General features: G+C 73.8%; 22 protein-coding genes. 11 read left to right on the top strand and 11 right to left on the bottom strand.

Annotation, left to right across the window (positions count from 1 at the left end; translation table 11 throughout):
• Positions 1-2: 2 nt before the first annotated feature.
• From ACQEVU_RS10635 to ACQEVU_RS10625, 3 genes are read right to left on the bottom strand one after another with little or no spacing between them, the layout of a single operon-like run.
• Positions 3-818, bottom strand: coding sequence for an ABC transporter permease (locus tag ACQEVU_RS10635; RefSeq protein WP_433322549.1), 816 nt, complete (start codon positions 816-818; stop codon positions 3-5).
• Complete coding sequence (locus ACQEVU_RS10630) at positions 815-1,720, bottom strand: ABC transporter ATP-binding protein (protein ID WP_433322548.1); 906 nt, start codon at positions 1,718-1,720, stop codon at positions 815-817. Before ACQEVU_RS10630 ends, ACQEVU_RS10635 begins: the two co-directional genes overlap by 4 nt.
• Positions 1,717-2,787 carry a hypothetical protein gene (locus ACQEVU_RS10625; RefSeq protein ID WP_433322547.1) on the bottom strand — a complete coding sequence of 357 codons (1,071 nt, stop codon included), beginning with the start codon at positions 2,785-2,787 and terminating at the stop codon, positions 1,717-1,719. The genes ACQEVU_RS10630 and ACQEVU_RS10625 overlap by 4 nt, the downstream gene beginning before the upstream one ends.
• 262 nt (positions 2,788-3,049) lie before the next feature.
• Here ACQEVU_RS10625 and ACQEVU_RS10620 point away from each other — a divergent pair, with 262 nt between their 5' ends.
• Together ACQEVU_RS10620 and ACQEVU_RS10615 are read left to right on the top strand one after the other, a co-directional pair.
• Positions 3,050-3,193 carry a hypothetical protein gene (locus ACQEVU_RS10620; RefSeq protein ID WP_433322546.1) on the top strand — a complete coding sequence of 48 codons (144 nt, stop codon included), beginning with the start codon at positions 3,050-3,052 and terminating at the stop codon, positions 3,191-3,193.
• Complete coding sequence (locus tag ACQEVU_RS10615; RefSeq protein WP_433322545.1) at positions 3,190-3,645, top strand: hypothetical protein; 456 nt, start codon at positions 3,190-3,192, stop codon at positions 3,643-3,645. Before ACQEVU_RS10620 ends, ACQEVU_RS10615 begins: the two co-directional genes overlap by 4 nt.
• Positions 3,646-3,651: 6 nt before the next feature.
• On the opposite strand, the gene ACQEVU_RS10610 is transcribed toward ACQEVU_RS10615, so the two are convergent.
• Positions 3,652-4,707, bottom strand: coding sequence for a class I SAM-dependent methyltransferase (locus tag ACQEVU_RS10610; protein WP_433322544.1), 1,056 nt, complete (start codon positions 4,705-4,707; stop codon positions 3,652-3,654).
• Between the two features lie 127 nt (positions 4,708-4,834).
• Here ACQEVU_RS10610 and ACQEVU_RS10605 point away from each other — a divergent pair, with 127 nt between their 5' ends.
• Positions 4,835-4,969, top strand: a complete 135-nt coding sequence (locus ACQEVU_RS10605; RefSeq protein WP_433322543.1) for a hypothetical protein — start codon at positions 4,835-4,837, stop codon at positions 4,967-4,969.
• Positions 4,970-5,188: 219 nt separating this feature from the next.
• Here the strand turns inward: ACQEVU_RS10605 and ACQEVU_RS10600 are convergent, their stop codons facing one another.
• A complete protein-coding gene (locus ACQEVU_RS10600; protein ID WP_433322542.1) occupies positions 5,189-7,306 on the bottom strand; it encodes an MMPL family transporter in 2,118 nt (705 codons plus the stop codon).
• A gap of 49 nt (positions 7,307-7,355) precedes the next feature.
• Here ACQEVU_RS10600 and ACQEVU_RS10595 point away from each other — a divergent pair, with 49 nt between their 5' ends.
• Complete coding sequence (locus tag ACQEVU_RS10595; RefSeq protein ID WP_433322541.1) at positions 7,356-8,015, top strand: hypothetical protein; 660 nt, start codon at positions 7,356-7,358, stop codon at positions 8,013-8,015.
• Here ACQEVU_RS10595 and ACQEVU_RS10590 read toward each other — a convergent pair.
• On the bottom strand, positions 7,972-8,577 hold the full coding sequence (locus tag ACQEVU_RS10590; RefSeq protein WP_433322540.1) for a TetR/AcrR family transcriptional regulator: 606 nt from the start codon (positions 8,575-8,577) through the stop codon (positions 7,972-7,974). The genes ACQEVU_RS10595 and ACQEVU_RS10590 overlap by 44 nt on opposite strands.
• 225 nt (positions 8,578-8,802) lie before the next feature.
• Between ACQEVU_RS10590 and ACQEVU_RS10585 the strand changes: the two genes are divergently transcribed.
• Both ACQEVU_RS10585 and ACQEVU_RS10580 read left to right on the top strand, forming a co-directional pair.
• The gene (locus ACQEVU_RS10585) at positions 8,803-9,288 is read left to right on the top strand and encodes a hypothetical protein (protein ID WP_433322539.1); all 486 of its coding nucleotides are present in this window, start codon (positions 8,803-8,805) and stop codon (positions 9,286-9,288) included.
• Positions 9,289-9,551: 263 nt separating this feature from the next.
• Positions 9,552-11,057, top strand: a complete 1,506-nt coding sequence (locus tag ACQEVU_RS10580; protein ID WP_433322538.1) for a S8 family serine peptidase — start codon at positions 9,552-9,554, stop codon at positions 11,055-11,057.
• Positions 11,058-11,113: 56 nt separating this feature from the next.
• On the opposite strand, the gene ACQEVU_RS10575 is transcribed toward ACQEVU_RS10580, so the two are convergent.
• From ACQEVU_RS10575 to ACQEVU_RS10555, 5 genes are read right to left on the bottom strand one after another with little or no spacing between them, the layout of a single operon-like run.
• The gene (locus ACQEVU_RS10575; RefSeq protein ID WP_433322537.1) at positions 11,114-11,410 is read right to left on the bottom strand and encodes a DUF1905 domain-containing protein; all 297 of its coding nucleotides are present in this window, start codon (positions 11,408-11,410) and stop codon (positions 11,114-11,116) included.
• Between the two features lie 10 nt (positions 11,411-11,420).
• The gene (locus ACQEVU_RS10570; protein WP_433322535.1) at positions 11,421-12,038 is read right to left on the bottom strand and encodes a GTP-binding protein; all 618 of its coding nucleotides are present in this window, start codon (positions 12,036-12,038) and stop codon (positions 11,421-11,423) included.
• The gene (locus ACQEVU_RS10565; RefSeq protein WP_433334886.1) at positions 12,019-12,384 is read right to left on the bottom strand and encodes a DUF742 domain-containing protein; all 366 of its coding nucleotides are present in this window, start codon (positions 12,382-12,384) and stop codon (positions 12,019-12,021) included. Before ACQEVU_RS10565 ends, ACQEVU_RS10570 begins: the two co-directional genes overlap by 20 nt.
• A gap of 42 nt (positions 12,385-12,426) precedes the next feature.
• Entirely contained in the window at positions 12,427-12,834 is a 408-nt protein-coding gene (locus ACQEVU_RS10560; RefSeq protein WP_433322533.1) for a roadblock/LC7 domain-containing protein, read from the bottom strand.
• Positions 12,831-15,578 carry a sensor histidine kinase gene (locus ACQEVU_RS10555; protein ID WP_433322531.1) on the bottom strand — a complete coding sequence of 916 codons (2,748 nt, stop codon included), beginning with the start codon at positions 15,576-15,578 and terminating at the stop codon, positions 12,831-12,833. The genes ACQEVU_RS10560 and ACQEVU_RS10555 overlap by 4 nt, the downstream gene beginning before the upstream one ends.
• 435 nt (positions 15,579-16,013) lie before the next feature.
• Between ACQEVU_RS10555 and ACQEVU_RS10550 the strand changes: the two genes are divergently transcribed.
• The 5 genes from ACQEVU_RS10550 to ACQEVU_RS10530 all read left to right on the top strand — a co-directional run bounded on the left by ACQEVU_RS10550 (position 16,014) and on the right by ACQEVU_RS10530 (position 20,665).
• The gene (locus ACQEVU_RS10550) at positions 16,014-17,141 is read left to right on the top strand and encodes an ABC transporter substrate-binding protein (protein WP_433322529.1); all 1,128 of its coding nucleotides are present in this window, start codon (positions 16,014-16,016) and stop codon (positions 17,139-17,141) included.
• A gap of 106 nt (positions 17,142-17,247) precedes the next feature.
• Positions 17,248-18,267 (top strand): ABC transporter substrate-binding protein, encoded by a 1,020-nt coding sequence (locus ACQEVU_RS10545; RefSeq protein ID WP_433322527.1) that lies wholly within the window; start codon positions 17,248-17,250, stop codon positions 18,265-18,267.
• Positions 18,268-18,269: 2 nt separating this feature from the next.
• Positions 18,270-19,073: a class I SAM-dependent methyltransferase gene (locus ACQEVU_RS10540; RefSeq protein ID WP_433322525.1), complete on the top strand. Its 804-nt coding sequence runs from the start codon at positions 18,270-18,272 to the stop codon at positions 19,071-19,073.
• Between the two features lie 3 nt (positions 19,074-19,076).
• Positions 19,077-19,853 carry an ABC transporter permease gene (locus ACQEVU_RS10535; protein ID WP_433322523.1) on the top strand — a complete coding sequence of 259 codons (777 nt, stop codon included), beginning with the start codon at positions 19,077-19,079 and terminating at the stop codon, positions 19,851-19,853.
• Positions 19,854-19,879: 26 nt separating this feature from the next.
• Positions 19,880-20,665, top strand: a complete 786-nt coding sequence (locus ACQEVU_RS10530) for an ABC transporter ATP-binding protein (protein ID WP_433322521.1) — start codon at positions 19,880-19,882, stop codon at positions 20,663-20,665.
• Positions 20,666-20,688 lie beyond the last annotated feature (23 nt).

Raw genomic sequence — 20,688 nt, 5'->3', positions numbered from 1 at the left:
CGTCAGCTCGTGATGTCCTTCGTGGCGAAGTTCGCCCAGGCCAGGCCGAGGAAGACCGCGACGTACACCAGCTGGATCCCGATGCCGCGCTCGATGTCGCGCCAGAGCACGGGCTCGCGGAAGAAGTCGATCCAGGCCAGCCAGTAGCGGGTCGGCAGGTAGGGCCGCACGGCGGCGGCCGCGTCCAGCGCCGTGAACAGCTGGCTGGCCACCAGCGCGGCGAGCGCGCCCAGCGTGGCGCCCAGCGACGAGTCGCTGACCGTGGACAGGAACAGCGCGATCGCGCCCACGCCGAGCATGGACAGGGCGACGTAGAGCATCGCGGCCCCGATGCGCAGGGTCACCTGCCCCGGCGACAGCGCCGGGCCGGAGACCGAGACGACCGCCTCGCCGCCGGGCTGGACCGGGAAGAAGACCAGGCCGATGACGTACCCGCTGGCGACCACGGCCACGACGGCGCCCAGCACGAACGCCATCATCGACACGAGCTTCGCCAGCAGCAGGCGGGTCCGGCCGACCGGGCGGGCGACGAGGTAGCGCAGCATGCCGCTGCTCGCCTCGCCGGCCACCGCGTCGCCGCCGACGATCGCCACCGCGACCGGCAGGAACAGCGGCAGCACGATCGCGAGCGCGGCCGCCGGGAACAGCGACCCGTTGGCCAGCACGGCCGACAGGAACGCCGGCCCCTGCCCGGCGGCCGTGCCGATCCGGGTCGTGGCCAGCAGGATCGCCACCGCCAGCGGCAGCGCGCACAGCAGCGCCAGGCTGACCAGGGTCCGCGGGCGCCGGTACAGCTTGCGCAGCTCGACAAGGATCATCGCCGCTCCATCCGGTCGGTGCCGGCGCCGGTGGCCGCCAGCACCACCTGCTCGAGGGTGCGCCGCTCGGCGCCGATCTCGGCGACCCGCAGCCCCGCCGCGACCAGCTGCGCGTTGAGCGCCGCCGCGTCCGGGTGGATGACGGCGACCCGGTCGCCGTCGCGGTCCGCGACCCGCCCGTCCAGCAGCGCCACGACCCGGTCGGCGTCGGGGCTGCGCAGCACGACCCGGCCCGTCGGCGCCTGCAGCGCGGCCAGTTCGTCCTGCCCGACCAGCCGGCCGCGGTCCATGATCCCGACCCAGGTGCACACCTGCTCGACCTCGGCGAGCAGGTGGCTGGACAGCAGCAGCGTGGTGCCGGCCGCGTTGACCTCCAGCAGCAGCCGCCGGATCTCGTGGATGCCCTGCGGGTCCAGCCCGTTGGTCGGCTCGTCGAGGATCAGCAGGCGCGGGGTGCGCAGCAGCGCCGCGGCCAGCCCCAGCCGCTGGCGCATGCCCAGCGAGTACGCGCGGACCGGGCGGGCGTCGACCCCGGCGAGCCCGACCCGCTCCAGGGCCTCCTCGACGCGGCGGCGGCGGGTCCGGCGCACCGAGCGGCCGGCGGCGTCGAGCAGGCGCAGGTTGGCCCGGCCCGACAGGTGCCCGTAGGCGGCCGGCCCCTCGACGAGCGCGCCGACGTCGGGCAGCACCTCGTGCAGCCGGCGCGGGACCGGCCGGCCCAGGACCGAGATCTCCCCGCTGGTGGCGAAGACGAGCCCGAGCAGCATCCGGATGAGCGTGGTCTTGCCCGAGCCGTTGGGCCCGAGCAGCCCGTAGCGGGCCCCCTCGGGCACGGCCAGGTCGACGCCGTCGACCGCGCGGACCCGGCCGTAGGTCTTCGTCACCTGTACCGTCTCGATCACCGCAGCTCCCCCGCGGCCGCGGTCAGCCGGTCGGCGGCGACGAAGCCGGCGACGAGGTACGTGCGCCGGCCCGACCGCGTCACCACGATGTTGAGCACCGCCGAGCGCACCAGGTAGCCGGTGCCGGAGGCGAGCGGCTCGCCGCCGGCGTCGCGCAGCGCGGCCAGCGTGCGCTCGCCGAGCCGCCCGGGCACGGCGACGACGAAGAACCGCGACAGGCCCGCGCCGTAGGCGCCGAGAGCGCTGAGCGGCCCCGGCACCCGGTTCCGGCCGGCGAGGGTGGCCGGCAGGTTGGCCCGGGCGACCGAGTTCAGCGACGAGGTGATCTCCGACTGGGTGCTCGAGGCGAAGCCCGACGACCCGGCCGCCCGGGGCTGCAGCACGTCGGCCGCCGGCGGGTCGGTGCTGACCTCGAGGAACCGGGTCGTGAACGCGCCGCCCACGTCGACCTCCAGCGGCAGCCCGCTGCGCGGGTCGGCCCAGACGTCGATCGCGCCGATGGTCGTCTCCGGGTCGGCCGGCACGACCCGCAGCCCGGGCGCGGCGATCCCGGCGACCCGCCGGGCGGGCCGGGCCGACAGGGCCGCGCCGGCCCCGGCGTCGCGCAGCAGGCGCCGGGCCAGCTCGGGCGGGACCAGGTCGGAGGCCTGCGGCGGGCGCACCGCCGGCTCGCCGGCCGTCTCCGTCCACAGGTTGCGGCCGTAGTCCCAGGTGAACGCGGCCGACGCGGTGCGGAAGTAGTCCTTCTCACCCACCGGGTCGAGGACCGCCACCCGCCAGGCGTCCGGCCCGGCGTGCCACGCGCGCAGGCTGGTGGTCCCGCCGAACAGCGCGGCGGCGTCGCCGAGCTGCGGCAGGTCGGGCAGCACCACGGAGCCGCGGCTCTCGGCGTACCCCTGATAGGGCCCCTCGGCGGCCGCCAGCATCCGCTCGCGCAGCTCGCCCGGCGCGATCCGGGGCGCGTCGACCGGGGCGAAGGCGACCACGAGCGGGATCGCCACGAGCGCGCCGAGCATCGCCGCGACGACCGCCCACCGCCGTCGCGCCTCGCGCCGGACCACGCTCACCCGCCCAAGGGTACGACGGGCCGGCGGCGCCACCGCTGGTGTTCACCGGCAGCTCATCCCGCCCACCACTGCGGGCCGGGCGGGGTTGCGCCGGCGGTGCCAGGGTGAGCGGTCATGAAACGTACCGCTCGCGCCGGCTCGGTGCTGGCCCTCGCGCTGCTGGTCCTGGCCGTCCCCGGCACCGCGATGGCACTACGCGGCCGGCCTGCCCACGGCGGACCAGGTCTGGGCGATCGGGCCGGAGGACGACCGGCTCAAGCTCGTGTTCGACAAGATCGTCAACGCCGGCGGCGGGGAGCCGGTCAAGACGCCCCGGACGCTGGTGTACCAAGGAAAGACCCGGTATCAGTATCCGCAGTACGGCACCGTGCTGTACCGCCGGCAGGATTGGCTGGTGCGGCAGTGAAGCGGGTCGTGGCGCTGGTCGTGGCGCTCGTGCTCGGGGCCGGATGCTCGCTCGGCGACACCTTCGCCGACAACGGCACGGTGCGCGCGGACCCGCCCGAGGACGAGCTCGTCGGCGTCTGGACGGGTTACAGCAGCGCGGCCCGCTACGAGCTGAAGGCCGACCACACCTTCGTCGCGACCGCGGTCCCGCTCGTGCAGCTCTCCTCGGATCCGGCCGCGCGCCCGGAGAACGGCGGCCCCTTCCACGGCGACGGCCGATGGACCTACGAGCCCGGCCCGGACAACACGCGCGACCCGGTGCTGCGCTACGAGCACGTGTACGACCAGAACGACGTCCCGGTCCCGGGCACCCACTTCTTCCTGCACACCTCGACGCGGACCGAGACGGTCTCCCCCGACCACCGCCTCATCCTGAGCCTGACCGACGACTACCTCTCGAAGGCCGGCTGAGCGGGGTCATCGCGTCAGCTCGTACAGGCTGTTGAACGGGTTGTCCATCTCGACGCGGCGGACCCGCGCGAAGCCGGCCCGCGCGGCCAGGCGGGACAGCACCGGCTCCGGCAGGCCCAGCGTGCCCAGGCCCTCGCCGCCCTCGGCGAGGGAGGTGGTCATGCAGTACAGGACCGAGAAGCCGTACAGCAGCGCCGCGACCGGGCCGACGTTCTCGGCGGTGCGCTCCGAGCAGTTGGTCTCCAGGCAGAGGTGGCGGCCGCCGGGGCGCAGGGCGTCGCGGATCGCGCGGAGCAGGCCGGCCGGGTCGGCGGCGTCGTGGACGACGTCGAACGTGGTGATCAGGTCGTACCGCTCCGGCAGGCCGGCCGCGGCGTCCCGGACCTCGAAGCGCACCCGGTCGGCGACGCCGGCCGCCGCGGCCGACTCGCGGGCCGCGGCGACCGCGGCGGGCGAGACGTCGTAGCCGACGGCGGTGATCGCGGGGTAGGCGCGGGCCAGCTCGACCAGGGCCTGGCCGGTGCCGCAGCCGACGTCGGCGACGCGGGCGCCGGCGCGCAGCGTCGCCTCGGCCGCCGGGACCAGCGGAAGCCAGACCTGCACCAGCAGGTTGCGGTGCCAGTGGGCGCTGAACCGGCTCGTGCCCTCGGCGACGTCGGGGTGCAGGTCGCCGTGGCGGACCCCGCCGCCGCGGCGGAAGGCGGCGGCCACGTCGTCGTAGCGCTGGATGGCGCCGATGAGCTCCTGGTGTACACCACCGAAGAAGGCCGGACCGGGCTCGGCCGCGAGGGCCGGCACGTGCTCGGCTGGCAGCTCGTAGCGCTCCTGTGCCTCGTCGTAGGTCAGGTACCCGGCGGCGTGCAGGCCCGCGGCCCACTCCCGCACGTAGCGCTCGGCCAGGCCGGTGCGCCCGGCCAGCTCGCCGCTCGTGCCCGGGCCGCCGGCGGCCAGCTCCTTGAACAGGCCGGTGCGGTCGCCCAGGGCGGCGAGCACGACGGTCGCGGCGGCGGCCGTGTCGGCCAGCACCCGGCCGGCGAACTGCGCGGCGCGGTTCTCGTCCATGGCGGTACCTCCAGGAGACGTCGGTCGGACCGCGTTACCCACCCCGGCGCGCACTCCTTCGCGCATCGGGGATGAACGGGCCGGTCCGCACCCGGCCCGCAGGACGTTCGTTCGCGGGTTACGAGGTGTGACGCCGGACGTCATGTTCCGCGCCGACGTCGAAAACGGGGCGATCACCGACATCGCCATTTCCTGCACCGGGGACTGGGACGAGGCGACCGTCCGCCGCCACGCCGCGGAAGTCAAGCTGCTGCGCCCATGAACGACGACGGGTGGCGCCGCGCCGAGGCCGCCGACCTCGCGCTCGCCGCCGGCGACCTGCCGCCGGCGACCGAGGCGGTGCTTGCGCTCGCCCGCCGGCAGCGCTTCGATGCGCGGCCCGGGCTGATCCCGGCCCGGGTGCACGAGGTCTACGTGCGGGTCGAGGAGCCCGCGGCCCAGGCCGTGCTCGCCGCGGCGTCTCCACCGGCGCCGTGTGCCGCTACGACCCCGACCCCGAGGCGCCGATCAGCTGGCTGCTCTGAGCCGGCCCGGCGCCCGGCGCGACCCGGAGCACCCGGGCCGCCCAGGCGGGCAGCCACCAGTTCCACCGGCCGAACAGCGACACGGTGGCCGGCACCAGGAGGCTGCGTACGACGGTCGCGTCGAGCAGGATGCCCGCGCCCAACGCCGTGGCCAGGATCTTGATGTCGGTGCTGGGCGCGGTGGCCAGCGACACGAACGCGAGGAACAGGATCAGCGCGGCGCTGGTGACGAGCCGGCCGGTGCGGGCCAGGCCCTCGACGATCGCGGTGCGGGTCTCGGCGGTGGCGTCGTACTCCTCGCGCATCCGGGCCAGGATGAAGACCTCGTAGTCCATGGACAGGCCGTAGAGGAACGCGAAGCCCATGAGCGGCACCCAGAAGGTGATGGCGCCGGTCGCCGGCACGTTCCAGATGGTGGCGGAGCCGTGGCCGTCCTGCCAGACGAGGACGAGCACCCCGTAGCCGGCGGCCAGGGACAGCAGGTTGAGCACAACCGCCTTCACCGCGAGCAGGATCGAGCGGAACGCCCGGGTCAGCAGCACGAGCGTGACGGCGCCGATGAGCGCGAGCAGCCACGGGAACGGCGCGTACAGCGAGTGTTCGGCGTCGTACAGCAGGACGCCCAGTCCCCCGACCGGCGCGCCGGCGAACGCCGCGCGGACGCGGACGATGGTGTCCTTGCCGGCCCGGCTGCTCGCCTCGTCCCGCGGCAGCACCAGCGTGGGTCCGCGGCCGGCCTCGACGATCGCGTAGACGCCCGGGTCGTCGTCCAGTGTGGACGGCGGCCGGGCGCCGCCGGGGGCGAGCACCTCCATCGGGGTCAGGACGCCGCCCGGAATGCCGGCGGCGGTGAGGTCGCGCAGCCCGGTCGCCGCGGCCGGCCGCGCCGAGTGGGCCAGGGCCGCGCTGTCGGCGTCGCCGAGCCGGATGCCGGTCGCGGCCGCGGCCAGCAGGCCGAGTACGGCGAGGGCGCCGGCGGCGGCGAGCCAGCGGGCGCGCACGACGCCGCCGGCCCAGGCCCGCCAGGCCCGGCCCGCCGGGCGCCCGGGCCGCGGCCGCCGGGCGCGGGGCCACTCCAGGCGCGGGCCGGCCGCGGCCAGCAGCACCGGCACCAGGGTGAGGGTGACGAGGACGCTGACCAGGGGCACGAGGAGGCCGCCGTAGCCGACGCTGCGCATGAACGGCACGGGCAGCACCACCAGCGCGATCAGGCCGATGGCGACGGTGAGGCCACTGAGCAGCACGGCCCGGCCGGCGCTGGCCATCGCCCGGTGCACGGCCTCCTCGTTGGGATGACCGGCCGCCCGCTCCTCGCGCCACCGGGTGACCAGCAGCAGCGAGTAGTCGATGGCCACGCCGAGGCCGATCAAAGCGACGAGGAACTGCACGATGAAGCTCACGTCCGCGACGGCGGTGAGCCCGAGCACGATGAGGAACGTCGTGAGGATAGACACGGCGGCCACGAGCAGCGGCACGAGGGCCAGCAGCGAGCCGAAGACGAATGCCAGCACGAGCAGCGCGCCGAGGGCCCCGATGAGGGTCTCGGTGAGAACGCTGGTGCCGGAGCCGGTCCCGTCCACCGTGGACAGCTCGTCGAGGCCGGTGACGTTGACGGTCGCGCCCGGCGGCAGGGCGGCCGACATCGCGGCGCTCACCCGGGCGGCGTAGTCCGGGCCGCCCCGCGCCGGGGGCGTGAACACCAGGCCGAAGATCGTCCGGCCGTCCTTGCCGATGAAGCGGCGGTCGCCGGTGGTCGAGTACGACACGACGCGCAGCGACGGGTCGGCCGCCGCGGCGGCGAAGGCGCGCCCGAGCGCCGGGTCGTCGGGCGTGACCGCCGGCGGCAGCACGACGACCGGGACGAGCGGGTAGGCGGTGGCGCCGTTGCCGTAGGTGGCCAGGATCGCGTGGTTGGCCCGGTCGGCGGCGGTGTCGGGGAACGCGAAATCGTGCGACAGGCGGCCCGACAACCGGCCGGCCGCGGCCCCGCCGGCCACCAGCAGCACGAGCCAGGCCAGGACGACGGCCCGCCGGTGACGCAGCACGAACCGCGAGAGCCGTGTTATCTCAAACATGATTGTTCAAGATAGCGGAAGACCGGGGCGCGGGCTATCGTCGGGCAACATGAACTCGACTGTTCACGTTATCGGCGGCGGCCGGCCGCTGCGGGCCGTCGCCGGCGCGACCGCGATCCCGGGCGCGCTGCTGTTCCTGGCCGCCGTGGTCGTACACCCCAAGCGGGACGGGATGCACATCGCCGAGGTCGGGCAGCTGTACAGCGTGACGCACGGCCTGGAGGCGATCGGCCTGCTGCTGCAGGCGATCGGGCTGTTCACGATCGCCTGGGCCGGCGCGGAACGGCTCGCACGGCCCCGCGACCTGACCGCCGTGTACGCCGCCCTGCTCGGCACGATCTGGTACTTCGGCCTCATCGTCGTGGACGGCACGCGCAACCCGGTGACCGCTCGGTACGCGCCGGATCTCGTGCACACCCCGGCCGACCTCGACTCGGGCACGGCCATCATCGTGCTGCCGGCGCTGGTGTTGTTTCCGCTGGGGTACATCCTGCTGGGCCTGCTCAACGCCCGCCACGGCGCCCGCTGGGCGGGACTGCTCCTCGCCGCGGGCGCGGTCGTCTACACCACCGGCGGGCTGGCGATCTTCGGCCTCGGCCCCTCGTCGCCGGCCATCGAGGTCCTCGAGATCGTCGGCGCGGGGCCGTACGCGATCGGCTTCGTCCTCATGACCCGCTTCTGGACGGCGCCGGCCCGCCGGGTGGGGTGAGCGCGGCCAGGACCGTGGCGGTGATGTAGCGGGGCGCGTCGCGGGCCGAGAGCCGGCCCGCGGCGCAGTCCTCGGCGGCGGCATGCATGAGGCTGATCGCCGTCGTGGTGAGCCACTTCGCCGGCAGGTCGGTGCGGAAAGCCCCGGCCCGCCGGCCGCGCTCGACGACGCTCTGGATGCGCCGGCGCACCCTGTCGTGGCTGCCGTGCAGGCGCTCCGGGGGCAGCTCCCGCCCGGCCGCCCGCAGCACGGCCCGGAAGCGGTGCACGATCTGCCAGGATGCCTCGACCAGCCGGGCCAGCGCCGCGCCGGGCTCGCCGGTGGTGTCGACGCCGTCGAGCACCTCGTCGGCCTCGGCCATGGTGCGGGTCAGCACCGCGTCGAGCAGCTCGGCGCGGCTCTTGAAGTGCCCGTACAGCGTGACCCGCCCGACCCCGGCGGCCCGGGCGATGTCGCCGAGGCTCGCGTCGGGGTCTTCGGCCAGGCCGGCCACCGCCGCGTCGAGGATCGCGGCGATGTTGCGCCGCGCGTCGGCCCGCGGCATCCGGACGTCGTCGGTCATCGGCCCGACGCCCGACGAACGTCCGGATGCCGCACCGCGCGGGCCTGCGCCACCTGCATGCTCACTCCCTACAAGCTAGTGCACGTCAGACGCCGCCGAGTTGGCCCGTGCCGCGCCCCTGAAATTTCGCGCCGCCGCGCGGTGGGTATTGCGCGCGCAGCCTATGTACATGTATCGATGGTCTGTTTTCCTTTGGCACACCCCCCGAGGAAAGGACCACCGCACATGAGGAAAGCTCGCTCGGCGGCCATCCTGACCGCCGCCGCAACCGCCGCCGCCCTGGCCTTCCCCGGCGCCGCGCACGCCGCCGTGATCAGCCAGGCGTTCGCCGCCGACTCCGGCGACAGCTGCCACTACGGCTCCAGCTCCGGCACGCTGGGCTGGCAGGTCGGGCCCTCGCCGCTGCCGGGGCCCGGGGTCGCCGTCAGCGGCAAGGTCGCCGACCGTCCGCTGCCCGTCGACCCCGGCGCCGTCTGCCGCAACGACGGGTACTCCAGCACCGTCACGTTCGTCGCGTACCTCAGCGGCGCCGAGGTGGACCGGCAGAGCCGCACCGCCGACAACGCCACGGTGACGTTCTCGTTCACGCTCGGCGCCGCCGCCAAGGGCGTCGACCGCGTGGACGTCCAGGTCTGCCGCAACCCGGTCATCACGCTGCCGCCGAGCTACTGCGGGCGGGCGGTGACCTACCTGCGGCCGGCCGGCGCCTGAGCGCGGTCGCCGGCGCCTGAGCGCGGTCGCCGGCGCCTGAGCGCGGTCGCCGGCGCCTGAGCGCGGCCCGGAGGCAACCGGGTTCCGCGAAGGGTGCAGGCCGGTTGCGAGTCAACGGGTTCCGCCCGACATCGCGTCGGGTGGTTGGGCGGAACCCGCCTCCGGGCGGCCGGATCCGGCGCACAGCCCGTGATTCCTTGCCTGCGGTGGGTCATCGTGGACACCGGCGCCGCGACGGACCGCGGCGGGAACTGGAGCACCCAATGGCCTCATCTTCTTGGCGGAAGCGCGGCGTCGCGGCCCTCGCGGTCGCGGCCGCGGCGGCCGCCGGGCTCGGCGCGGCGGAGCCCGCCCACCGCATCACCAACGGCGGATGGGCCTCCGGCGCCTGGCTCGGCACCGCGGGCACCGCCACCGGCACCACCCTCTCGGCGGTACGCACCGCCATCAACGCCTCGACCGGGGCCGCGGCCACGCTGACCGGGCAGGGCGTCGGGGTCGCGCTCATCGACACCGGCGTCGCGCCGGTGCCGGGGCTGGCGGCGAGCCAGGTCGTCAACGGGCCGGACCTGTCGTTCGAGTCGCAGGACCCGGACCTGCGCTACCTCGACACGTACGGCCACGGCACGCACATGGCCGGCATCATCATCGGCAACGACACCGCGACCGGCACCGTGGGCCTCGCCCCGAAGGCGAAGCTGACGTCGGTCAAGGTCGGCACGTCCAACGGCGCGGTCGACGTGTCGCAGATGGTGGCGGCGATCGACTGGGTGGTGGCGCACCGCAACGACGACCCGGCCAACCCGATCCGGGTCATCAACCTCTCCTACGGCACCGGCGGCACGCCGAACTCGTGGACCGACCCGGTGCAGTACGCGGTCGAGCAGGCCTGGATGAAGGGCATCGTGGTCGTGGCCGCGGCCGGCAACGACGGCAACGGCGACCTCGTCGTCAGCGACCCGGCCAGCGACCCGGCCGTCATCGCCGTCGCCGCCGGCACGACCAAGGGCACGGCGAGCACCGCCGACGACGACTTCGCCTCGTTCACCACGATCGGCGGCAACAACAAGAGCATCGACCTCATCGCGCCCGGCGAGTCGATCGTCTCGCTGGCCGACCCGGGGTCCAACGTCGACCTGTCCTACCCGTCGGCGAAGGTCGGCACGACCCTGCTGCGCGGCAGCGGCAGCTCCCAGGCGGCCGCGGTCACCTCGGGGGCGATCGCCCTGCTGCTGCAGGCCCGCCCGACGCTGACCCCGGACCAGGTCAAGACGGTGCTGACCACGTCCTCGACGTACATCTCCGGCCTGGCCATGCAGCGCAACATCCGCGAGCTCAACCTGAACGGGGCGATCGCCTCGCAGAACCTGTGGGCGACCGGCTGGAACCACTCCACCGGCACCGGCAAGCTCGACGACGCCCGCGGTTCCAGCCGGGTGGTGCGCGACAACGTCGCCCTGAGCGGGGACAACAGCGTCTGGGGTCCGATCAGCACGGCCGCCTGGGCGCCCAAGAGCGCCAACGTCACGTCCTGGTCGGGCGGGACCTGGATGGGGTACCGCCTCGCCGGCGACGGCTGGACCGGCTCCTCGTGGGCGTCGAAGACGTGGGCCGCGGCGTCCTGGTCCGGCAAGCCCTGGAACGGCGCCACGACGTGGGCCGACCCCGACTGGGACGGCCACTACTGGTCGGGTCACTACTGGTCCGGGCACTACTGGTCGGGCCACTACTGGTCCAGCGACGACTGGTCGACCGCGATCTGGGACTGACCGCCGCACCGTGAACGCGCCGGGTTCCCCTTCGGGAGCCCGGCGCGTTCGCGTGCTCAGAGGTCCAGCAGCTCCACGGAGACCGACGCGACGTCGCCGACCTCGAGGCGCTGGGCGACGCGCACGGCCCGCTTGAGCGGCAGGGCATAGGCGTCCTTGCCCGGGAAGATCGAGGTCTTCCACGTGGTGGCCCCGATCCGGGCGCGCACGCGCAGCGAGCCGAAGCCCCGGCGCGTGCCCGCGGACAGCTCGCGGATCTCCTCCGACACGTCCTCGGGCAGGTTGACGAAGATCCAGGAGTCGCCCTGGCGCGCGTCCCACTGCCAGAGCCGGGCCTCGAAGTCGACGATCACCCCACCAGCATCACATGACCGCCCCCGGCCCGGCCGTCAGCAGCGACAGGGCGTGTTCGGCGACGGTGATGAGGGTCTGCTTCACCGAGTCGCGGGAGCGCGCGTCGAACAGCGCGAGGGGCACGTGACCGGCGATGGCGAGGGCCTGGCGGACCTCGTCGATGTCGTAGCGGGGCGCGCCCTCGAAGCAGTTCACCGCGGCCAGGTACGGCAGGTTGCGGTGCTCGAAGAAGTCCAGGGCGGCGAAGCTGTCCTGGATGCGGCGGGTGTCGATGATGACGACGGCGCCGAGCGCGCCGCGGATCAGCTCGTCCCACATGAACCAGAACCGGGTCTGCCCGGGGGTGCCGAAGAGGTACAGGATCAGGTCGTCGGCGATCGTGATGCGGCCGAAGTCCATCGCGACGGTCGTCGTGCTCTTGGCGGGCACGGCCGACGCGTCGTCCACACCCACGCCGGCCGACGTCATCACCGCCTCGGTGGTCAGCGGGGTGATCTCCGAGATGGCGCCGACGAGGGTGGTCTTGCCGGCGCCGAAACCACCGGCGACCAGGATCTTCACCGCGGTGATCCGGCTCGGGCCCGTGCGGTTGCGCCCGGACCGCCGCTCAGAGGTTGCGGAGTCCAATGAGAACCCTTTCCAGTACGTTGATCCGCTCCTCCGTGTCGCCCGCCTCCAGGGGCTCGTGGAGCGTGAGGATCCCTTCCGTGATCATGTCCGCCACCAGCACGCGGGCGACGCCGAGCGGCACCCGCAGGCTCGCGGCGATCTCCGCGAGCGACTGCGCCCGGTCGTTGCAGAGGTTTGCGATCAGCTGCCGGTCGCGCCCGGCGTACCGGCTGGCCTCCACCCCCCGCTGCATGGTCAGCAGCACGGCCTCGATGGCGATCTCGCGCGTGGGCTCGGTCCGGCCGCGGGTCACCGCGTACGGCCGCACGAGCGCCCCGCGCGGATCGTCCTCACCGCCTTGCACCATCACCGCCCGCCCTTCAGCCGCTCTCCCCGCCGGAGTTGCTTACCGGGCCACCGTCTCGCGCGGCGGCGACACCAGCGACTTGCCGACCCGCTCGACCAGCAGCGCCATCTCGTAGCCGACGTGACCGACGTCGCAGTGCCGGGACGCGAGCACCACCAGCGACGACCCGTCGCTGATCGCCATGAGGATCAGGTAGCCCGCCTCCATGTGCACGATCGTCTGCGCCACCTTGCCGCCCTCGAAGTGCCGGGCGGCGCCGTAGGTCAGGCTGACCAGGCCGGCCGTGATCGACGCGAGCTGCTCCGCCCGCTCCGGCGGGAGGTCGCCCGTGGCCGCCAGCAGCAGCCCGTCGGCCGAGACGGCGATGACGTGCGCGACCCCCTCCAGCGGCTGGGCGAAGCTGTCGAGCAGCCAGCTCAGGCTTTCCAATGCGCCGGACCCCGTCATGAGCGATTCTCCTCCGTTGCCTGGGACTGGTCCGCGGCCGCCCCGCCGGCCTGACGTCCACGCTGAACACCCCGCTGGTACGACGACAGCAGCCCCCGCAGCTCCTCGGCGCTCGGCCGCTTGAGCTTGGCCGGCCGGGCGGCCACACCGCCGGGCACGAGCTGGGCCTGCGGCGTGCGGATCGGCAGGCCGGAGCGGGTGCTGGAGTCGATCTGCGGGTTCTGCGCCGCGGCGGCGGCGCGCCAGCCCTCGTCGGCCCGGGTCCGCCAGCCGGCGGGCGCGGCGCCGGCGGCGGCCGGCGCCGGGGCCGGGGCCGGGGCGGGCGGCGGCGCCGGCGGGCGGGTGGCGGCGGGCGGCGGGGCGGCCGTGGGCGGCACCGGGGGTGCCGAGTAGCCCGGGACGCCGGTCGGCACCGTGGGCCCGGTCATCGCGCTGTGGCCGCGCTCGTGGAACCAGGTCGCCTCGATCTCGCGGAAGATCGGCAGCTCGGTGGTGTCGTCCTCGGCCACGACCGGCGCCCAGGACCGCTCGGGCCACGGCGCCACGAGGTCGGCCCAGCGGTCCTGCGCCGGCGCCTGCGGGGCCGGCGCCGGCTCCGCGGCCGGCGGCGGCCAGGACGGCGGCCGGGTCCTGGTGGCGTCGACCATGGTCGCGGTGCCGGCCGGCGTGGCGGCCTCGTGGCCGTTGCCGGCGTACCCGTTGCCGGGGTGGCCGTTGCCCGCGTACGCGCCAGGGCGCTCGGGCAGCGGCGCGGCCGGCCGGCGCGACGGCAGCGACGCCGGACGGTCGTCGCGGGGCAGCACGAGCGCGTTGGCGGGCAGCACGATCTCGGCGACGGTGCCGCCGCCGACGCTGGAGCGCAGCTGCACGGTGATGCGGTGCCGGGCGGCGAGCCGGCCGACGACCGCGATACCCATGAGGCGGAAGGCGCCGACGTCGACCGGCGCCGGCTCGGCCAGCCGGCGGTTGTAGTCCTCCAGCACGTCGGGGGCGATGCCGAGGCCGCGGTCCTCGATCCGCACGATCGTGCGGTCGCGCAGCCGCTGCCCGGCCATCACGACCGGCGCGTGCGGCGGGGAGAACCGCGTCGCGTTGTCCATGAGCTCGGCGAGCAGCCGCACGACGTCGTTGACCGCCGGGGCGGCGACGTAGACGTCGTCGTCGACCTCGGCGAACTCGACCCGCTCGTACAGCTCGATCTCCGACTGGGCGGCCCGGATCACGTCGATGAGCGGCGCGTCCTGGCGTCGCGGCGGCGCGGTGTCGGCGCCGGCGAGCACGAGGACGTTCTCGTCGTTGCGGCGCATCCGGGTGGCGAGGTGGTCGAGCTGGAACAGCTGGGCCAGGCGCTTCGGGTCCTCCTCGCCCCGCTCGATGCGGTCGAGCTGGCCGATCATCCGGTCGACCAGCGTCTGGCTGCGCCGGGCGAGGCTGAGGAACATGGACGAGACGCTGTTGCGCAGCACGGCCTGCTCGGCCGCGACCCGGACCGCCTCGCGGTGCACGGTGTTGAAGGCCCGCACCACCTCGCCGATCTCGTCCCGGCTGTCGAACCCGCCGGGTGCGCGGACCTGGGCGGCGATCTCCTGCGGCGAGCGCTCCTGGACGGTGCGGGCGTCGCGCAGCTGGAAGACCAGCTCGGGCAGGTCGTGCTCGGCGACGGTGAGCGCGGTCTCGCGCAGCCGGCGCAGCGACTGGATCATCGAGCGCGCCGTGATGAGCGCGAGGCCGATGACGAGCGCGAGGATCAGGAAGATCACGGCCGACTCGATGACCACCTGGCGGCGCACGACGGTGCCGATCGCGCCGGCGTCGTCGACGAGCTGGCCGTCGAGGCGCTCCTCGGTCCAGCGCATCAGGTCGTTCACGGCGCCGAAGACGGCGACCGCCTCCTCCGCCTTGAACGGCGGCGCCTGGCCGACCGTGCGCTGCAGGGTGCCGGTCATGTCGTCGGCCATCTGGGTCGCGTCGCCGGCGATCGTGGCCTCCACGATCTGGCGCTGCCGGACGCTGGCCGACAGGGAGAAGGCGACGAACGCCTCCTGCTGGCCGGTGAGGGTGGCCAGCAGCGCGGAGAGCTGGTGCGAGTCGAGCGGGCCGGCCTTGAGCGCGGCGTACGCGATCGCCTCCTGCTCCGACACCCGCGACTTCGCCTTGGAGAACGCCGCGGCCGCGCGCAGCTCGTCGGCGAGGGTCTGGTCGGTGGTCACCTGGGCGACGGCCTCGCGGTAGGAGACGAGGTCGTCGACGACGACGCCGTAGCGCAGCAGCACCTCGGCGACCGACACGCCCCGGCGGTCGCCGACGTCCTTGCGGATCGTGGCGAGCACCTCGAGCTGGGCGTCGATGCGCCGCAGCCGGTCGCGCACGCCGGCCGGCACGCCGCCGAGGGTGTCGCGGCGCTTGGTGTACCCGGCGACGGCGGCGTCGGTGCGCACGATCTGGCGGTTGTACGCCTCGGGCGTCGCCGACGGCGTGGAGAGCAGGGCCGCCGCGGCCATGCGCTCGAGGTGGACCTGCTGCGCGAGGCCCGACACGTCGGCCGACAGCCGGGTCAGGGCGCCGACCTGGGCGGCGTCGTTGGCGCGGCGGCCGGCGTCGCCGATGCGCAGCGCCGCCAGCGTCACGATCGCGATGATCGGGATCAGCAGGATGAGGCCGAGCTTGCTACGGATCCGGGCGTTGGCCAGCCGCGGCCGGCGTATGCGAAACCCGCGGCCGGCAGGCTTCTTCGATGCGGGCATGCAGATCTCCGCGTGCTCATGGTCGCCTATGGGTCCCGGCGGACGCTTTTGGGCCACCGTTTGCGTTCCGCGGCGGTGCCGGGCAGGTGAGGCCCGGTGGCCCGGGCGCAGGACAGGGCATTTCACCATGAACGACACGACCGGGGAAAGCCCAGCGGCAGGCTACCGGTAGGTGATCGAGCGTAGTGACGATCGACGATCAAGCACTTGGCCTCGGCATTCATGTCTGCCGCTGAGTAAAGCCCAGTCCGGGACCTGGGTAATTTAATCGAGTCGTTAACATCAGATTCAGCAGTGATGCCGGAACGCGCATTTCGAACCTCTTGACCACCCTCGTACGAGTTGGCAAGGTGTGGGTCGGCCAAACGCCGTCCACGACGGACGCGACTTCGATCGAGGGGAATCGACTTGCGGCGCTGGCACTATCTTGCCGCGATGCTTGCGGTGATCCTGACATCGACGACGGCATGCACTTACGTCAATGCCGAAGAAAAGGCGGACATCGTCGTCGGGGCGAGTCTCGAGCTCTCCGGCAGCACGTCGGACATCGGCGTGGCCTACCAGCGCGCACTGGAGCTGAAGGCGGAGCAGATCAACGCGAGCGGCCTGCTCGGCCGCCGGCGGATCGTCGTGCGCGTCCAGGACAACCGCGGCGACCCCGCGATCGCGCTGAGCCAGCTCACCGCCTACACCCAGGACGACTCGGTGACGGCGATCATCACCGGCGTCTGCGCCGACTGCATGAGCGGGGCCGCGAAGCAGATCCAGGACCGCAAGATCCCGGCGATCGCGCTGACCCCGGTCGCCGACGTCACCGCGCCGGCCGCCGATCGCAGGTACATCTTCCGCCTGGCCCCGAGCGCGGACGACGACGCCATCGTGCTCACCCGCGAGCTGGGCCAGGCCGGCCAGCGCAAGGTCGCGCTGCTGGCCAGCGACGACGCCTACGGGCGGGGCGGCGCGGACGCGCTGGCCCGCGAGGCCGGCAAGATCAACGCGAAGGTCGTCGCCCGGGCGCAGTACGCGCCGGCCGACAGCGACCTGGGCCACGCGGCCAGGGCGGCGCTGGCCGGCAACCCCGACGCGGTCGTGGTCTGGGGCTTCCCCCCGCAGGCCGCGCTCGCGGTCGGCGCCATCCGCGGCGCCAACTACCACGGCCAGGTGTACCTCGACGCCGCCGCGGCCGGCGACCTCTTCCTCGGCGGCCCGTTCGCGGCCGACGGCACGGCGCTGGTGTTCACCCAGACCCTGGCGATCGACGACGTCATCGCGACCACGCCGGCGAAGGCGGCGCGGCGGCAGTGGTTCCAGGACTACACGTCGCGCTACGGGACGTACCACGGCCACGCCTCGTTCGCCGCGGACGCCCTGCAGCTCATCGCGAACGCGGTGGCGCGCGCCGGATCACTCGACGGGCCCACCCTGCGGGCCCGGCTGGAGACGTCGCAGATCGACGGCCTGAGCGGACAAATTCGATTCACGCCCGACAATCATTCCGGTTTCATGCCGCAGTCTCTGACGATGCTCGAGGCGCGCGGCGGCCGGTGGCGGTTGCTCGGTTAGACCATCCGTTTAGCCCATACGTTCGAAAAGCGTCATCGGACATGACGGCGGGCCCCACCGCGACGGGCCCCGCCGAATACTGGAAATGAGAAATGGGGGCCAGGTAATGAGGCGTTATCGCGCTCTGCTCGCATCGGTGCTCGCCGTGGCGCTGATCGGCGTGGCGGGCTGCTCGGACTCGAAGGCGGAGCCCGCGGCGGCCGCCGGGGAGAACAAACAGCCGGACAAGGTCACCTATCTGACGGCATTCGGCGCGGTCGGCCGCGACGCATTCGCCTGGGTGGCGCAGGACAAGGGGTACTTCAAGGACGCCGGCATCGACGTCACCATCCAGCTCGGCGCGGCCACGGGTGAGAACCTCAAGGGCCTCGCGTCCGGCCAGGCCCAGTTCGCCAACCTGGACCTGATCGGCGCCTGGATCCTGGCCGGCCAGGGCCAGTACAAGGACTTCCGCACGATCGCGGCGATCCACCAGCAGACGCTGGTCTCGATCATCGCGCTCGACGGCGCCGGCATCAGCTCGCCGAAGGACCTCGAGGGCAAGAAGCTCGGCGCGGCGACGGGCTCGGTGAACCAGCTGCTCTTCCCGGCGTACGCCAAGCTCGCCGGCATCGACGCCACCAAGATCGAGTGGGTCAACGCCCAGCCCCCGCAGCTGCCCGGCCTGCTCGCCGGCGGCCAGGTGCAGGCGCTGAGCACGTTCCTCATCGGCCAGAAGGGCATCGAGAAGGCGGCCGGCGGCAAGAAGGCGGTCGTGCTGCCCTACAGCAAGTACCTCGGCGACCTCTACGGCAACGGCATCATCACCACGTCGAAGATCGCCAAGGAGAACCCGGACCTCGCCAAGCGGTTCCGCGACGCCTGCCTCAAGGCGCTGAAGTACACGATCGAGCACCCGGACGAGGCGGCCCAGATCCTCAAGAAGGCCCAGCCCGCCGCGGACATCACGGCCGCCGTCGGCGAGATCACGCTGATGACGCCGTACGTCAGCTCCGGCGCCGCGATCGGCGCGATGGACCAGGAGCGCGTCGCCCGCGCGATCGCCACCCTGCAGGCCGGCGGCCTCATCCAGGCCGGCCTCACGCCGGACGCGGTCGTGGACTTCTCGCTCACCCCGAAGGCGTGACGGTGACCGCGACGATCGACCCCGCGCCGGCGTACTCCTTCGACAACGACGACCCCGAGTCGGCCGGCCGGCACAGCCACCTGTCCGACATCCTCGACGGGTTCACCTTCGCGCGGCTCGGCACCCTCGGCGACCTGACCGGCAAGCGCTGCCTCGAGGTGGGCGCGGGCGGCGGCAGCGTCGCCCGCTGGCTCGCCGAGCGGGCCGGCGCAGGCGGCGACGTCCTCGCGACGGACCTCAACGTCCGGCACGTCCCGATCGGCGCCGGCTTCCGCGTGCAGCGGCACGACCTGGTGAGCGAGCCGGTGCCGGAAGGCCCGTGGGACCTCATTCACGCCCGGCTGGTCCTGCTGCACATCCCCGAGCGCGAGGAGATCCTCGCCCGGCTCGCGGCCGCCCTGGCCCCGGGCGGGGCGCTCGTCATCGAGGACTGGGCGACCGAGTTCGGCAACCTGACCCTCGCCGCGCCCGACGCCGAGACCGCCGGGGTCATCGAGCACTACCGGGACGTGCTGGTGAACCGGGTGCTGCCCAAGCGCGGCAACGACCCGACGTGGGCGGCCCGGGTGCACCAGGTGATGGTGGACAACGGGCTGGTCGGCGTGGACACGGCCATCGAGGCCGCGTCCTGGCCCGGCGGCAGCCCGGGCGCCGTGCTCATCGCGGTCAACGTGGCCCAGCTGCGCGAGGACTTCATCGCCGCCGGATTCTCCGAAGACCGCATCGAGCAGCTGTACGCCGCCGTGCACGATCCGCGCCTGGTCGTGCGCGGCCACTTCACCTACTCGACCATCGGCCGGCGGTGACCCGTGCCTGAAGAGCGCGTCGCGTCCCGCTGGTCCGGGCTCCCGCTGCCGATCGCCGGCGCCGCGGTCGCCGTCGGCCTGTGGTGGGGCGCGACGGCGCTGTTCGGCATCCGGTCCTTCTTCCTGCCATCGCCGCCGGACATCGTGGCGTCGTTCCGGGCCCAGCCGCAGTACCTGCTCAAGGAGGGCTTGACGACGCTGCAGGAGACGGCGGTGGGCTTCGTCATCGCCGTCGCCGCCGGCCTGCTCATCGCGATGGCGCTCACGATGTCGCGGGCCGTCGAGCGGGCCACGATGCCCCTGCTCGTGGCGCTCAACTCGATCCCGAAGGTGGCGCTCGCGCCGCTGCTCATCGTCTGGCTGGGGTACGGCCAGACGCCGAAGATCGTGATGATCGTGCTCATCGCCTTCTTCCCGATCGTCGTGGCCGCCGCCGCCGGGCTGACGTCCACGCCGGCGGACCTGGGCGAGCTCGCGTCGTCGCTGTCCGCGTCGTGGTGGCAGGCGTACCTCAAGGTGCGCCTGCCCTGGGCGCTCCCCCAGGTGTTCGTGGGCCTGAAGCTCGGCATCTCGCTGGCCGTCATCGGCGCGGTGGTCGCCGAGATCGCGAGCCCCAACGGCGGCCTCGGCGCGGTCATCGTGCTGTCCGGCAGCTCCCTGGACACCCCGCTCGCGTTCGCCGCCATCGCGCTGCTGGCGATCCTGAGCATCGTGCTGTTCTACCTCGTCGTCGCCCTGGAGCGGCTGCTGCTGCCCTGGGCGCGGGCGATCTCCGCGTAACCCGGGAAGATGGTGCTGGAGTGGCCATGATCGAGCTGACCGGGGTCTCCCGGACGTTCCGCACCCGCCGCGGCGACGTCGAGGCGCTGCGCGCCATCGACCTGACCGTCGCCGCGGGCGAGTTCCTGGCGGTCATCGGGCGGTCCGGCTGCGGCAAGTCGACGCTGCTGCGGCTCGTGGCCGGGCTGCTGCGCCCGAGCGAGGGCCGGGTCGCCATCGCCGGCACGCCGGTCGCCCGGCCGCGGCGGGACGTGGCGCTCATGTTCCAGCGCCCCGCCCTGCTGCCGTGGCGCTCGGTGCTCACCAACGTGCTGCTGCCGCTGGAGATCCGCGGCGGGGTGCGCGCCGAGGACCGCGACCGGGCCCGCGCGTTGCTGGACTCCGTGGGGCTGGCCGGCTTCCACCGGCGGCTGCCGCACGAGCTGTCGGGCGGCATGCAGCAGCGGGTCGCGATGTGCCGCGCCCTCATCCAGCGCCCGAGCGTGCTGCTCATGGACGAACCGTTCTCCGCCCTCGACGCCCTCACCCGGGAGGAGCTCGCCGGGCAGCTGCAGCAGCTGCACCTGGAGATGCGCCCGACCACCGTCTTCGTGACCCACTCGATCCAGGAGGCGGTGCTGCTCGCCGACCGGGTCGCCGTGCTCAGCTCGCGCCCGGGCCGGGTGCAGCGCATCATCACCGTCGACATTCCGCGACCGCGCTCGTTCGGCCACAACGCGCACCTGGCCGACGTCGCCTCGCACGTGGCCGAGCTGACCGACCTGCTGCACGCCAACGACGCGCAGCCGCTCGACGCACCGCGGATCGCCTAGGGACGGCAGTACGCCCAGCAGCA

The sequence above is a fragment of the Dactylosporangium sp. CA-139066 genome (assembly GCF_050936175.1).
Classification (GTDB): Bacteria; Actinomycetota; Actinomycetes; order Mycobacteriales; family Micromonosporaceae; genus Dactylosporangium.
Note: the sequence above shows the minus strand (reverse complement) of the source record. Positions and strands in the feature narration are given on the sequence as shown.